We start from the raw sequence: 13,032 nt of genomic DNA, 5'->3' as shown, positions 1-13,032 counted from the left end.
CTCGGGTATTTCCTGATGTTTGGCGCTGCGACGGTCGTGTGTCTCGTCGCTGCGATGCGGGCCAGGAAGATCGAGGACGACGAAACGAGCCGTGGGCTGGTCGCCTTGCTGGCCACCACCGGCGGGTGGGCGTTTTTCGAGCTGGGGCTGCTCGTCGTTCCGAGTCCAGCCGTCGCTTACTGGATGTACGAACTCAGCCTCATCGTCGGCCTGGCGACGGTCGGCGCGTGGTTGTACTTCTGTTCGGCCTACACCGGTCGGTCGTTCCACAAGAATCGGCTTTACCGGGACACCGCCGTCGCCGTGTATCTGGTGATCGTCGGAATCAAACTGACGAACCCGATCCACGGGCTGTACTTCGCGACCGAACTGACCGCGACGCCGTTCCTACACTTGGCGGTCGAACACGGGATCATCCACTGGCTCGTCTCGGGCATCGCTTACTCGCTGGCCAGCGTCGGACTGTTCATGCTCTACGAGATGTTTCTGGAGGCGAACTACGACACGACACCGCTCGCCGTCCTCGGGGCCGCGACTGCTGTCCCGGTCGCACTCGACGTCACGGGGTTCGCGACCGACGTGTTGCTGGACGTCAACTACGAACCACTCGGTGTCGCCGTGTTCGCAGTCGGCGTCCTTTACCTGTTCAAAGACCGGTTTTTCGCCGTCCAGCTCGCGAAGGACGTCGACGAAGCGATCGTCCACATCGGTCCCGAGGGTCGGATACAGCGCACCAGTGACCGGGCCGACCGGGAGTTCCCCATGCTCGCCGACGCCACCGGAGAACCGTTCGATTCGGTCTTCCCGGCGGCGGCCGAACGGCTCGGCGATACGGAGCAGGTCCTCGAATGGAACCGCGACGGTGACACGCGGTACTACCTGATCAACGATATATCCGCGACGCTCGGGCAGACGAACATCGTTCGGTCGGTGGTGTTCACGGACGTGACGGAAGCGGAAACGCGACGCCGGGAGCTGAAGCGACACAACGCACAGCTCGAAGGGTTCGCGGCGGCCATCAGGCACAACCTCCTCAACACGCTGCAGGTCGTCGAAGGCCGGTTGGCACACGCGGACAGAGCGCTGGGGAACGGAAACGTGCAGGAAGCCAACGAGTCGCTGGTCAAGGCTTCGGAGAGCTCGCGCTCGATGGCCGACACCGTGGACGACCTCTCGGTCTTGGCCAGGGAGGGACAGACGGTCGAGGATGTGCAGTCGGTTCCGTTCGCCACGGTGGCCAGGGATGCGTTCACCGACGCCGAGACGGGCGACCTCGAACTCGCTGTGAGCGGTGACGGCAGTATCCGGGCGGACGAGGGCCGCCTCCGCAAGATACTCCGGTACGGGTTCGAGTTCGCCGCGTACAACGACGCAGCGACTGTCACCGTCACACTCCGGGACGACGGATTCGAGATCGTCGACGACGGCGACACCCCGGACGAGACGGACGTGGAAGCGTTCTTCCAGTACGGCAGGGCCGTTCCCGACGCGGACACCGGTATGATCCTCCCGAACCTGGAGATGCTGGTCCGGACGCAGGGCTGGGACGTCACGGTCGATCTGGAGTACGGCGATGGGTTCCGGCTCGTGATCACTGGTGCGCCGACGGACCTGACGGCCTCGGTCACTGGTGACCAGTCGCCGGCAGGGCTAGCCGACTCTACCGGACAGTAAGCATCGACGGGAGTGAGCGGCCTCTTCCGGAGTGTCCCGACCTCCGTCCCACGACGATACCGAGAACGAGTCCGGGGCCGCCTCGACGCGTGGTTCAGGTAGCTTTTTGCCCGCAGACGATCGATCTTCGACGATGACGCTACCCGTAGATCCCAGTCTGATCGAGTCCGGTGACATCGGCGAGAAACGCGCGACGCTTTCGATGGACCACGACGAGGCCATCGAGCACACCCGAGAGACCTTCGCCGACGCCGGCTTTGGCGTCGCCGTCGAGTTCTCCGTCTCGGACATGCTGGCCGAAAAGATCGGTGCCGACCGCGACCCCTACTACGTCCTCGGGGCCTGCAACCCGGAGGTGGCCGACCGCGCGCTCGACGAGTGCATCGAACTCGGCGGGCTGATGCCGTGTAACGTGATCGTCCGCGAAGCCGAACCCGGGACACAGGAAGTGTACCACCTCTCGATCATGCGCGTCGCCCGCCTGCTCGGCCTGGCCGAAGACGACGAGGCGTGGGCCGACATCGTCGCGACGACTGGCGAACTCGTCGACGAAGCCTTCGAGAACCTCTAGGACTGCTCGTCGTCCGTCCCGGCGGGTTCGTCGTTGCCAGCCGCCCGTTCGGCTTCGAGGTCGGCGATCCGTTGCTCCAGTTCTTCGATACTCTCGTCCCGGCGGAGATAGAAGTACCCGCCGGCGACGAGTACCAGCGGGAGGCCAAAGAGGAGGATCGCGATCAGCAGGATGACGAACAGTTCCGGCGCACCTGGAACGCCGGGGACGACCAGCGGACCGGCAGGGAGGGCTGCAGGCGACGGAACCGAGGGCGCGACCATGCGCGCCGGTACTCACGGCGCGCGCTTCACTCTGTCGGCGTGGCGCGAGCGCGACGGTTCAGAAGTCCGTGATCTGTGCCTGCAACCCCGACACCAGCTCGGACTTGCGGCGCAACTGCGCCAGCGAGACGGGGAAGTGTGGCGCGAGTTCGGTCAGCGCGTCCCGGAAGCTCTCGGCCTCGCCCAGTTCCTGCTCGAAGGCGTGCCGGACGCCCTCGCGAATCTGCCAGACGCCGACGGGGGCCCAGTACTCGGGGGAAGCGTGCCGGACCACGAGGACCTTGGCCTGTCGGCCGCGTTCCTGCAGGTGTTCGAGAACGGCGAGCCGAGTGGCGTAGTACGCGCCGGAGGTCTCGTCGACGTAGTCGGTGCGGCCCTCGTAGCCCTCGCTGTCGGCGGCCATGTACATGCCGGCCTCGGGGTCGGGGTTCCAGATGCTCCCGGGCGCTTTCAGCTCCACGAGTTCGAACTCCCACTGGCCGGGCGTCATGATGACCCAGTAGGTGTTGCCCATGTACTCGTTGACCCGGACCTCCGTCCGGTCGATGGAGTTGACGTTGCGGATGGTCCCCCGGAGGTACTGGCCGACGGTGTCGTCGACGGCGGTGATCGACCAGCGGGTCGGGACGAGCCGGCGGTTCGCGCCCTGCCCCAGCGCGCCGGCCGAGAGTATCTTGTTGATCTCGTACACGTCGAATCCCCGACGGTAGAGGTAGGTCATCGCCCCGTCGGCCCGCCAGTCGTCGTCTTCGAGCGTCTTCTCGACTTCCAGTGGGACGGAGGGGTTCTCCGCGAGTTCGGCGTCACGGGCGCGGGCGCGAGGGCCACGCGGTGCGCCGATGTCGTCCAGATCCACGTCCAGATCGGGCTGGCCGTCGAGGCCGATCTCCACGTCGACGGGTTCGTCGGCGATGGCGACCTCGCGCTGGACGCCGACGAAGCCGTCCCACACGTCCTCGACGTTCACGCTGGCGGAACGGGTCGAGTTGAGCAGGCCCGTCCGGCGCTGAAACACGTCGTCGATGGAGTAGCCCTGCTGGTACCACTCGCCGCTGGTCACGTAGTCGGTCGGGTCGGTCTCGGGGCCGGCCACCGGCGAGAGCAGGCCGGTCGACACGTCGGGATAGTTCGACCGCCCGACGAAGATCGAGGGGGCCGTCGACCCGAAGAGGGCGTCGCCCTGGACGGTCTCGTCGAGCTGGCGCTCCACGTCGTCCAGGTACTCGGTGATCGCGTAGGACTTCTCCTCGGCCAGCCGGCGCAGGTCGGCCGAGTCGTCGCGCTGGAAGTCCTCGATGAACTCGTCGAGCCGCATCTGTCTGTCCTTGGTGGCTCCGTGCCAAGAATCTGTCCCGTCCGGGCGCTGGGACGCCGCCCTAGCTGTGGATGCCCATCGCCTCGATCTGTTCCTGGTAGCGGTTCCGGATGGTGACCTCGGTGACCTGGGCCACGTCCGCCACTTCCCGCTGGGTCTTTTTTTCGTTACAGAGCAGGGAGGCGGCGTAGATGGCGGCGGCCGCGTAACCGGTCGGCGATTTCCCCGAGAGCAGGCCCTTCTCGGCGGTGGTCTCGATGATCTCGTTGGCCTTGGACTGGACTTCCTCGCTGAGATCGAGTTCGGAACAGAAGCGCGGGACGTACTTTTTCGGGTCGACCGGTTCCATCTCCAGGCCGAGTTCCTGGCTGATGTATCGGTAGGTTCGGCCGATCTCTTTGCGTTCGACCCGGGAGACTTCCGAAATCTCTTCGAGACTCCGCGGGATGCCTTCCTTCCGGCAGGCCGCGTACAGCGCCGACGTGGCGACGCCCTCGATGGAGCGTCCCCGAATGAGGTCCTCGCTCAGCGCCCGCCGATAGATGACCGAGGCCACCTCCCGGACCGACCGAGGCACGCCGAGCGCGGAGGCCATGCGGTCGATCTCCGAGAGAGCGAACTGCAAGTTCCGTTCGCCGGCGTCTTTGGTCCGGATGCGTTCCTGCCACTTCCGCAGGCGATGCATCTGGCTCCGTTTTTTCGAGGAGATCGAGCGCCCGTAGGCGTCTTTGTCCTTCCAGTCGATGGTGGTCGTCAGCCCCTTGTCGTGCATCGTCTTCGTCGTCGGGGCCCCGACCCGTGATTTCTCCTGTCGTTCCTGGTGGTTGAACGCCCGCCACTCCGGCCCAGGGTCGATGTTCTCCTCCTCGACGACCAGACCACAGTCGTCACATATCAGTTCGCCGCGATCGGCGTCCTTGACCAGGTTGTCCGAGTCACACTCCGGACAGGCACGTACCCCCTCCTGATCGGTTGATTCGGTCTCGGCCTCGCGCTCGCGCTCCCGCTGACGGGTGGACCGTGTCATCGCACTTTTATAGTAGTACGACGTGACGACTTAAACTCTTGGACAAATATCTTATGGTTCGTACTGCGTGCGTCAGACACTTTCTCCGGGCCGTTACCGCTTGCTTTCGGCTATTTCTGCACCGGATGGAGGCTCGCCGCCGCTCGGCGGCGACCACAAACGGTAAGCCCGGGCACTGGTGAGTGGAGTTCGATGCCGGTCATCGAGTGTGACGTGGCCGAGGCCCGCGAGCGGTTGGCCGAGGCCGGCGTCGACGTGCAGGAAGGGAACACGGAGCACGAGTGCTGGCGGGCCACCCACGGGGGTGCCACGGCCGTCGCCTACGACGACAAGGTCGTCGTGCAGGGGGAGTCCCCCGAGGCCATCGAGGCGCTCCTTCAGGACGGGGGCGGCCGTGCACACGTCTACTTCGACGGGGCCTGCCGCGGCAATCCCGGGCCGGCGGCTGTCGGCTGGGTCGTCGTCACGGACGACGGCATCGTCACCGAAGGCGGCGAGCGGATCGGCCGAGCCACCAACAATCAGGCCGAGTACGAGGCGCTGACGAAGGCGCTGGAAGTGGCCCGGGACTTCGGGTTCGACACCGTGGAGGTGCGGGGCGATTCCGAGTTGATCGTCAAGCAGGTCCGCGGGGAGTACGACGCCAACGACCCGCAACTGCGCGAACACCGGGTGACGGTCCGAGAACTGCTGGCGCGCTTCGACGACTGGACGCTGACCCACGTACCGCGGGAGATAAACGAACGCGCCGACGAACTTGCAAACGACGCACTCGACGATGACTGACGAGACACCCGACCCCGAGGACGCGCCGGTCGCGCGACTGGACGACGAACAGGGGGACGACGCGGCCGACGAATCCGCCGAGGTACCACAGGACGTACTCGACGAAGTCGAACGACTGACTCGGCTCGCACGCGAGGCCGTCGACGAGGGGGAAGCGGCGGCCTACCGGGAGCGACGGGCCAACCTGCTCGCCGAGTACGAGTTCACCGCCCGCGTCCGCGAGGACGACGCCCACGACACGCTGGTGCTTCACCCCGAGGAGTGGCTCGACGACGGCGTGGTCCAGATGGACGCCGTCGAGGACGTAGACCGGGGCATCGAGCGACCGCTTGATGGCCCCGGTGACAGCGAGGACTGGGACACTGTCGCGGAACGCAACCGTCAAATCGCCGAGACCGTCGCCGAGGAACACGGCGCGGTCCACGGCGAGAACGCCGCCGCGCTGGCGGAGTTCATGCACAACCACTACGCCCAGCCCATCGACTCCGCGACCGACGACCAAATAGAGGAGTTCGTAACCGAGTACTTCCCGCGCAACGCGTGGCCGAGCGAGAAACAGCGTGACCGAATCGACCGTTCGGTCGCGCTCACACTCGACGTCGCTGACTCCGTCTAGCGCTGCTCGTCGATGAGCGCTTCGAGCTCGTCGGCGCGACTGTCGTCCGTGACGAAGCGGCCGAACACCCAGGATAGCTGGTCGAGGAGCACGTCGTGACCGGCCTCGGTCAACGAGTACTGGTTGGTCCGCTTGTCGAGTTCGCTCTTCTCGACGAGGCCCATCTCGACGAGGTCGTCGAGGTTGGGATAGAGCCGCCCGTGATTGACTTCCGAGTCGTAGTAAGTCTCGAGTTCGCGCTTGATAGCGAGACCGTATCGGGGTTCCTCACTCAGAATGACCAGAATGTTCCGCTGAAACGCCGTGAGTTCGCGCGCGACCTCCAGGTCAGCCTCCACAGTTTGTGTCTCTGACATGCTTAGATAAATGTCATCAAGGCATTTAACCCTTGTTAACTCGAACGGAGTTCCTCCGGATTCGAGGCCAGCGTCGCGTGATTTCTCCTTGCAGATTCGTGTCGGAATGAATATTGTTGTACGCTGGTGGGGCGTTTCAGGCATTCTCATGTCTGATCTCTTATTAGTGCACGATACAAGCCAGTGATGACGGACACCCGGTCCACACGGGTCCGCTCGCGTGCGACGGGTTCGGTCGTCGATGGAGAACCGGCGCTCGTCTACCGTTGGACACGGATTACGAAAGTACTTTTTGGCCCGCTGTCGCACGGGCAGGTGATGACGAACCTCTGGAACGACCTCGAAACTGGGCCGAACCCGCCCGAAGAGATCTACGCGGTCGTCGAGTGCCTGAAAGGCGAGCGCAACAAGTACGAGTACGACAAGGACGTTCCCGGCGTGGTGCTGGACCGGGTCCTCCACAGCAACGTCCACTACCCCTCCGACTACGGGTTCATTCCGCAGTCCTACTACGACGACGAGGACCCCTTCGACGTGCTCGTCCTCGTCGAGGACCAGACGTTCCCCGGCTGTATCATCGAAGCCCGCCCGGTCGCGCTGATGAAGATGGACGACGACGGCGAACAAGACGACAAGGTCATCGCCGTCCCCACCGAGGACCCGCGCTTCGATCACATCCAGAACCTCTCGGACATCCCCCAGCAGCAACTCGACGAGATCGACGAGTTCTTCGCGACCTACAAGAACCTCGAGGAAGGCAAGGAAGTCGAGACGCAGGGCTGGGAGGACAAGCAGGCCGCCAAAGACGCCATCGAACACGCGATGGACCTCTACGAGGAGAACTTCTAACCGAACCCCTCCATTTTCGGTTCACAGACCGCCCACGAGCAGTGTGTGAATCGTTTCTCCCCGCCGGCCGGTCCTCGACGGCCAGCTGCCCCCGAGATTCCGGCAACGGATGCCGGGATAACGGGCGACCGGCCGACGGCTCCGTCGCTCTCGGCCCGTCCCGACCTGCGTGGCTCGCCGACGACGCGACCCCTGACACCCCGCCGATACCTCTCAGTTATCGCCCGACCGTCCGCCGATGTATTATGATTATGGGTAATTATTAGGGTGTCGCGGTCGTACGTTCGGACGTGATGTCGACCGAACGACAGTCCGTCGGTATGTGTCACGTGACGGTGGTCCCCGAGAACTTCGAGTCCAACGAGGAGCCGTCGGACGACGACATCGAGCGGGAGTAAGGACAGGTTTTGCCGGTGTCCCGGACGGCCGCCGATATTCCACCGCGAAAAGAAGCTTCTTGTGCCCGCTCCCGGTAACGAGCGGTATGGGTCTGTTCGACCGGCTTCGTGGCGACGACGGTCCCCGTGTTGCCTTCTTCGGTATCGACGGGGTACCGTACAGCATGCTCGCGGAGCATTTCGACGAGTTCGAGAACCTCGCCGCACTCGCGGAGGAGGGTAGCGCGGGGGCCATCGACAGTATCGTGCCCCCCGAATCGAGCGCCTGTTGGCCGTCGCTGACGACCGGCGTCAACCCCGGCGAGACCGGCGTCTACGGCTTCCAGGACCGGGAAGTGGGGTCCTACGACACGTACGTCCCGATGGGTCGGGACGTACAGGCCACCCGGATCTGGGACCGCGTCCACGACGCCGACCGGCAGGCGACGGTGATGAACGTCCCCGTCACGTTCCCGCCCCAGCGTGACGTGCAGCGGATGGTCTCGGGCTTTCTCTCGCCCGGCATCGACAAGGCGGCCTACCCCGACGACCTCCGGGACTACCTCGACGACATCGACTACCGCATCGACGTCAACGCCAAGCTCGGGCACGACGACGACAAGTCCGACTTCATCGCGGACGCCCACGAGACCATCGACCGCAACCACGAGGCGTTCAAAAACTACATCGAGCAGGACGACTGGGACCTGTTTTTCGGCGTCTACATGACGACCGACCGGGTCAACCACTTCCTGTTCGAGGACTACGAGAACGACGGCGAGTACAAGGAGGAGTTCCTCGAGTTCTACCGGAAAGTCGACCGGTACCTCGGCGAGATGCGCGAGCTGCTCCCCGACGACGTGACGATGGTCGTCGCCTCCGACCACGGCTTCACCACGCTGAACTACGAGGTCCACTGCAACGAGTGGCTCGCCCAGAACGGTTGGCTCAGCTACGAGGACGACGATCACGACAAACTGGGCGACATCGCCGAGGACAGCACGGCCTACTCGCTGATCCCCGGCCGCTTCTACATCAACCTCGAAGACCGGGAACCTCGCGGGAGCGTCCCCGAGGACGAGTACGAGGCCGTCCGGGACGAACTCAAAGCCGAACTCGAAGCGCTGGAGGGCCCCGACGGCCGGAAGGTCGCCGACCGCGTGGTCACCCGGGAAGACGCCTTCCGCGGCGACCACGACGACATCGCGCCCGACCTCGTGGTCGTCCCGAACCACGGCTTCGATCTCAAGTCCGGGTTCAAGGGCGACGACGACGTCTTCGGGAAGGGGCCGCGCAACGGCATGCACAGCTTCGACAACGCCTGTCTGTTCGTCGACGACCCCGACGCACGCATCGACGACGCCGACCTGCTGGACATCACCCCGACGCTGATGGACCTGCTCGACATCGAGTACGACCGGACCGCCTTCGACGGTTCGACACTGCTGTCCTGAGCGTTCGGTCCCATTACGCTCACCGGACGACTGTCACCGGAATCGGCGCTCGGCGGAACACTTTCTCGGCGACGTTCCCGATCACCAGCCGGTCCGCGACGGAACCGCCGTGACTCCCGACGACGACCGTGTCGTGGTCCTCGGCGGCGTCGAGGATCGCCCGCGCTGGATGACCCGTCAGAACCGTCACGTCCACCTCGGCGTCGTGGTCGGCCGCGATCTCGTGGGCGCGGTCCGCGACCGTCTGGCCGTGTTCCTCGGCTGCTTCCTGCATATCGTCGGCGATCGCGATCGCCGCCGCCTCACCCCACATGATCGACGGCTCGCCGACGACCGTCAGTACGGTGATCTCGGCGTCGTCGAACACGTCGAGAGCGTATTCGAGCGCCCGTTCGGCCATCTCGGAGTCGTCCATCGGGACGAGAACGCGCATACTCGCCCTACGACGGACGCCGACAAACCTGTTGGGTCACAGAATGAGCGCGAACAGGAGGTAGGAGCCGACGACCGACAGCACGGGCGAGAGGATCCACAGCGTGACGATTCTGGCCGTGGCCGCCGGATCGAACAGGCTCTCGGCCGTCACTTCTTCGGGTTCTTCTGTCCCGATCCCGGGAACCGCGACATCTTCTGGCGGTCCCGTGGGTGCTTCGGCCTCGCCGGTCGCGAGGTCCCCGACCGTCGGTCCGGCACCTTCCTCGGCGGCCGGTGACGCGGTCAGCGAGCCGGTCGCCAGTTCGGTCTCCCCTTCGCCCGGGGGCTTCGGCGTCGCCAGTTCCGCCAGCGTCGCGGTCCGGCTGGCCCGACCCCAGCCCAGCCCGATGATACAGCAGGTGGTACTCACCGCGAGACTCGCCGGGATGCCCAGTTGCGAGAGGACGGTGATGATCGTCGCGCCGACGAGCGAGACGATCAGTGCCGCCAGGATCGGCAGGTCGGTGATGTCGTCGCCGACGGTCGCCAGTGTCCGCCGGGCGATGGTGAACCCGCCGAGGCCGATAGTTCCGACCGCCAGCAGGATGCCCTGGTTCATGGTGATCGAGCCGTTGCCGACCAGCGGTGCGACGGCGTTGGCCGCGTTCGAGGCCCCCGCGGAAAAGCCCATGTAGCAGGCGATCAGGAGGACGAGGGCGGCACCGATCAGGTCCCGCCGGGAGGCGTTCTCGTTGAGTCCGGGTCGTGGGACGGGTCCGGATCGGTCGATCCGGAGCAGCGGGTCGCGCATCCGGCCAAAGGAGAGGCGGGCGTCCAGATGGGGGTAGAGATAGCGGCCGATGACGGCACCGACGGCGAAGCCGATCAGGGGGGCGACGATCCACGCCGAGACGATGGTGAACATCAGTGCCGCGTCGAGCGTCCCGGTCGCCAGCCCCAGCCCGACGATGGCACCGACCGCGGTCATCGACGTGGAAGCGGGGACGCCATAGATGTTCGAGATCAGGAGTGCGAGCCCGGTAAAAAAGAGAACGCCCACGCTGGCCGTCGGTGAGAACTGCGCGGCGGGGACGATCCCGTCGCTCATGGTGTCGATGACGTTGCGCCCGACGGTCCAGGCCCCGACGAATGCAAAGAGGGTGAAAAGCGCCGCCGCAGTGGTCTTCCGCACGATCCGACTGCCGACCGCCGGGCCGAACGCGACCCCGGTCGACGAGCCACCGATGTTGTAGCCGACGAACGCTGCGACGAGCAGGCCGACGACGACGAGTGCCGACACCATGCTGAAATTCGCCCTCGGTGACGTGGAGTTCCATCCCCCGGGTCTTCGGTCTGTCGACGGCCAGCGCTGGCTCGACAGCGGGGCAATCGACGGCCGCTCGCCGTCTCGGAACGCACAGATACCGAGTAACAGGCTTTTAGTCGCCGGATATGCCACCTTCGCCCGTGCGTTGGAATCTCAAAGGACGGCTGGCATACGTCGGCGGACTACTGGTGCTCGCACTCGGTCTGCTCTTTTTAATCAGTGCACCGCCGGTCGGTATCGTCGTCGTGTTGCTGGGGCTGTACGTCTTCCCGCCGACGCGACGGCGACTGCGGATCGACGTTTCCGCGCGGCGACTCGTGGTCTGGATCGTGAGTGCCTTCTTGCTCCTGTTCGGGCTCGTCACCGCGCTCAAGTCACCCCTCCCCGGCGCGCTCGCCGTGGGCGCGGGCCTGCTCGCGCTCCCGCCGCTCCGGGCGCAACTCCAACGGCGCGGGGGCGTCGAACTCCGCGGGCCGGTCGTTGCAGTCGTCGTCCTCGTCGCGGCGGCGTCCTCGATGTGGCTCGTCGCCGCGGAGCTGAACGAGCCTGCCGAGCGCGGGAACGTCACCCACGAGATGAACGAGTCGTTCGTCGTGAACGCACATCAAGAAGGGAAGCTCCGGGCCAACGTCACCGGCGCGCGAGCGCTCCTGGGTGCCGACCCCGTCGGGGACTCGACACCCGTGACGCCCACCGACCAGGTGTTTCTTCTCGTGTCCGTGACCTTCGAGAACGTCGGCAACGATTCGGTCATGGTCGAGGGGCGAAGCGGGGGCGTCGTCGCACTCGTCACCGCAGACCACAACGACGTGTACTCTCCGAGCTTCCGGGCGGATATCGTCGGGTACGACCCGGGCGTCGACAACGACGTGTTTCATATCTACGAGAACGACATCCGTCTCGAACCCGGTGAAGAAGTCAGCGGCACGCTGGTGTACTCGGTCGATGCGGAGCATCAATACCACCTCAGAGTCTCACCGGACGGCCCGACGATAGAGGGCGACAACCACTACGTCCCGATCAGTGTCGAGACGCTCCGGGGATACTGACCGGGCCGTCTGCCGCGTGTCTGACGGGTTGTTTTGTGGACTGGTCACGTACCGCCCCGCATGGCAAACCTGACGGACGTCTACGACGGCGGCGTCGGCGGTGTCGCGGGTCGACGCCGGCGATTCCTCGGCCTGTCGCTGTTCGGTCTCGGGGCAGTGATGGTCGTCACCGCCATCGTCGTCGCGACGACCGGGCTGGCCGACCAGTTCGGCCTCACGACCTTCGGCGCGCGGGAACTGGCCGGCGTCCTCGCGGGGCTGGGGTTGCCGGCGGCGTTCCTCGGGAGCTTCGCCGTCCTCCCCGCCTCCCAGCGCGCCCGGGCGGCGGCCGTGATCGGCGCGAGCCTCTCGGTGTTCGGCGTCGTCCTCTTCCGGGAGGCCTACCCCTACCAGTGGGTCGGCTCCGGGAGCGGCCCGGACCTCACCCTGCCCGTGGTCGTCGTCTACTTCCTCGGGACGATCACGCTGTTCTGGTGTCTGTTCGTCGCCGTCGCCAACTTCAAGACCCGCACCGACCCCGGCGGCACGGTCCGCATGGAAGTGACCGACGAAGGGACGACCCGCATCCTCGAAGTCTCCGGTTCCGTCCCCGGGCTGGGTGGGATCGGCCTGTTCGGGCAGAACCCCGACGGCGAAGTCCAGACCCAGACCAACAGCGCCGACAAGGATGACGTGCTCTACGCCCGCGAGGAGACCCACACACCCACGGGCGGCCAGACTGCCGCGAGCGACGGCGGCGCGGCCGCTCAGCAGGGCGGGATGGACGACGCCGAACCGGTGCCCGACGAGGTGGTCGAGGCCGCCGAGACTCGCGGTCAACCCGACGCCTACTGTGGCAACTGCGAGCACTTCCAGTACGTCCGGGCCGACGGCGAGATCCGGCCCGCCTGCACCCTCCACACCGAGGTCATGAACGACATGGAAGCCTGCGACGACTGGCAGGCCAACAACTGA

The 13,032-nt window shown here is 65.6% G+C and carries 14 protein-coding genes; 8 read left to right on the top strand and 6 right to left on the bottom strand.

What is annotated here, in order from left to right; all coding sequences use genetic code 11:
• The first annotated feature begins 15 nt into the window (after positions 1-15).
• The gene (locus MU521_RS03035) at positions 16-1,674 is read left to right on the top strand and encodes a sensor histidine kinase (protein WP_092689561.1); all 1,659 of its coding nucleotides are present in this window, start codon (positions 16-18) and stop codon (positions 1,672-1,674) included.
• Between the two features lie 133 nt (positions 1,675-1,807).
• The gene (locus MU521_RS03030) at positions 1,808-2,245 is read left to right on the top strand and encodes a DUF302 domain-containing protein (RefSeq protein WP_092689559.1); all 438 of its coding nucleotides are present in this window, start codon (positions 1,808-1,810) and stop codon (positions 2,243-2,245) included.
• On the opposite strand, the gene MU521_RS03025 is transcribed toward MU521_RS03030, so the two are convergent.
• The 3 genes from MU521_RS03025 to MU521_RS03015 form a co-directional block, all read right to left on the bottom strand.
• A complete protein-coding gene (locus MU521_RS03025) occupies positions 2,242-2,508 on the bottom strand; it encodes a LapA family protein (protein ID WP_092689556.1) in 267 nt (88 codons plus the stop codon). The genes MU521_RS03030 and MU521_RS03025 overlap by 4 nt on opposite strands.
• A 58-nt stretch (positions 2,509-2,566) precedes the next feature.
• The gene (gene nreA / locus MU521_RS03020) at positions 2,567-3,823 is read right to left on the bottom strand and encodes a DNA repair protein NreA (protein ID WP_092689553.1); all 1,257 of its coding nucleotides are present in this window, start codon (positions 3,821-3,823) and stop codon (positions 2,567-2,569) included.
• Between the two features lie 61 nt (positions 3,824-3,884).
• Positions 3,885-4,850, bottom strand: a complete 966-nt coding sequence (locus MU521_RS03015) for a transcription initiation factor IIB (RefSeq protein WP_092689550.1) — start codon at positions 4,848-4,850, stop codon at positions 3,885-3,887.
• 192 nt (positions 4,851-5,042) lie between these two features.
• On the opposite strand from MU521_RS03015, the gene rnhA reads away from it, so the two are divergent.
• Together rnhA and MU521_RS03005 are read left to right on the top strand one after the other, a co-directional pair.
• On the top strand, positions 5,043-5,636 hold the full coding sequence (gene rnhA / locus MU521_RS03010) for a ribonuclease HI (protein ID WP_092689548.1): 594 nt from the start codon (positions 5,043-5,045) through the stop codon (positions 5,634-5,636).
• A complete protein-coding gene (locus MU521_RS03005; RefSeq protein ID WP_092689545.1) occupies positions 5,629-6,252 on the top strand; it encodes a DUF7108 family protein in 624 nt (207 codons plus the stop codon). Before rnhA ends, MU521_RS03005 begins: the two co-directional genes overlap by 8 nt.
• Here MU521_RS03005 and MU521_RS03000 read toward each other — a convergent pair.
• On the bottom strand, positions 6,249-6,608 hold the full coding sequence (locus tag MU521_RS03000; protein WP_092689543.1) for a PadR family transcriptional regulator: 360 nt from the start codon (positions 6,606-6,608) through the stop codon (positions 6,249-6,251). The genes MU521_RS03005 and MU521_RS03000 overlap by 4 nt on opposite strands.
• Positions 6,609-6,926: 318 nt before the next feature.
• On the opposite strand from MU521_RS03000, the gene MU521_RS02995 reads away from it, so the two are divergent.
• On the top strand, positions 6,927-7,457 hold the full coding sequence (locus MU521_RS02995; RefSeq protein WP_092689540.1) for an inorganic diphosphatase: 531 nt from the start codon (positions 6,927-6,929) through the stop codon (positions 7,455-7,457).
• Between the two features lie 484 nt (positions 7,458-7,941).
• On the top strand, positions 7,942-9,288 hold the full coding sequence (locus tag MU521_RS02990; RefSeq protein ID WP_092689538.1) for an alkaline phosphatase family protein: 1,347 nt from the start codon (positions 7,942-7,944) through the stop codon (positions 9,286-9,288).
• Between the two features lie 19 nt (positions 9,289-9,307).
• Here the strand turns inward: MU521_RS02990 and MU521_RS02985 are convergent, their stop codons facing one another.
• A complete protein-coding gene (locus MU521_RS02985; RefSeq protein ID WP_092689535.1) occupies positions 9,308-9,721 on the bottom strand; it encodes a universal stress protein in 414 nt (137 codons plus the stop codon).
• 36 nt (positions 9,722-9,757) lie between these two features.
• Entirely contained in the window at positions 9,758-11,005 is a 1,248-nt protein-coding gene (locus MU521_RS02980) for an inorganic phosphate transporter (protein ID WP_092689533.1), read from the bottom strand.
• A 164-nt stretch (positions 11,006-11,169) separates the two neighbouring features.
• Here MU521_RS02980 and MU521_RS21595 point away from each other — a divergent pair, with 164 nt between their 5' ends.
• Entirely contained in the window at positions 11,170-12,078 is a 909-nt protein-coding gene (locus MU521_RS21595) for a DUF4352 domain-containing protein (protein WP_175452796.1), read from the top strand.
• Positions 12,079-12,138: 60 nt separating this feature from the next.
• Positions 12,139-13,032, top strand: coding sequence for a cell division protein CdpA domain-containing protein (locus tag MU521_RS02970; protein ID WP_092689527.1), 894 nt, complete (start codon positions 12,139-12,141; stop codon positions 13,030-13,032).

The sequence above is a fragment of the Halorientalis regularis genome (assembly GCF_023698535.1).
GTDB lineage: Archaea > Halobacteriota > Halobacteria > Halobacteriales > Haloarculaceae > Halorientalis > Halorientalis regularis.
Note: the sequence above shows the minus strand (reverse complement) of the source record. Positions and strands in the feature narration are given on the sequence as shown.

Excerpts from the sequence above, each read along its gene's own strand:
- MU521_RS03035 (WP_092689561.1), top strand. The coding sequence starts at position 16 with ATGTTTGGCGCTGCGACGGTCGTGTGTCTCGTCGCTGCGATGCGGGCC.
- MU521_RS03030 (WP_092689559.1), top strand. The coding sequence starts at position 1,808 with ATGACGCTACCCGTAGATCCCAGTCTGATCGAGTCCGGTGACATCGGC.
- MU521_RS03025 (WP_092689556.1), bottom strand. The coding sequence starts at position 2,508 with ATGGTCGCGCCCTCGGTTCCGTCGCCTGCAGCCCTCCCTGCCGGTCCG.
- nreA (WP_092689553.1), bottom strand. The coding sequence starts at position 3,823 with ATGCGGCTCGACGAGTTCATCGAGGACTTCCAGCGCGACGACTCGGCC.
- MU521_RS03015 (WP_092689550.1), bottom strand. The coding sequence starts at position 4,850 with ATGACACGGTCCACCCGTCAGCGGGAGCGCGAGCGCGAGGCCGAGACC.
- rnhA (WP_092689548.1), top strand. The coding sequence starts at position 5,043 with ATGCCGGTCATCGAGTGTGACGTGGCCGAGGCCCGCGAGCGGTTGGCC.
- MU521_RS03005 (WP_092689545.1), top strand. The coding sequence starts at position 5,629 with ATGACTGACGAGACACCCGACCCCGAGGACGCGCCGGTCGCGCGACTG.
- MU521_RS03000 (WP_092689543.1), bottom strand. The coding sequence starts at position 6,608 with ATGTCAGAGACACAAACTGTGGAGGCTGACCTGGAGGTCGCGCGCGAA.
- MU521_RS02995 (WP_092689540.1), top strand. The coding sequence starts at position 6,927 with ATGACGAACCTCTGGAACGACCTCGAAACTGGGCCGAACCCGCCCGAA.
- MU521_RS02990 (WP_092689538.1), top strand. The coding sequence starts at position 7,942 with ATGGGTCTGTTCGACCGGCTTCGTGGCGACGACGGTCCCCGTGTTGCC.
- MU521_RS02985 (WP_092689535.1), bottom strand. The coding sequence starts at position 9,721 with ATGCGCGTTCTCGTCCCGATGGACGACTCCGAGATGGCCGAACGGGCG.
- MU521_RS02980 (WP_092689533.1), bottom strand. The coding sequence starts at position 11,005 with ATGGTGTCGGCACTCGTCGTCGTCGGCCTGCTCGTCGCAGCGTTCGTC.
- MU521_RS02970 (WP_092689527.1), top strand. The coding sequence starts at position 12,139 with ATGGCAAACCTGACGGACGTCTACGACGGCGGCGTCGGCGGTGTCGCG.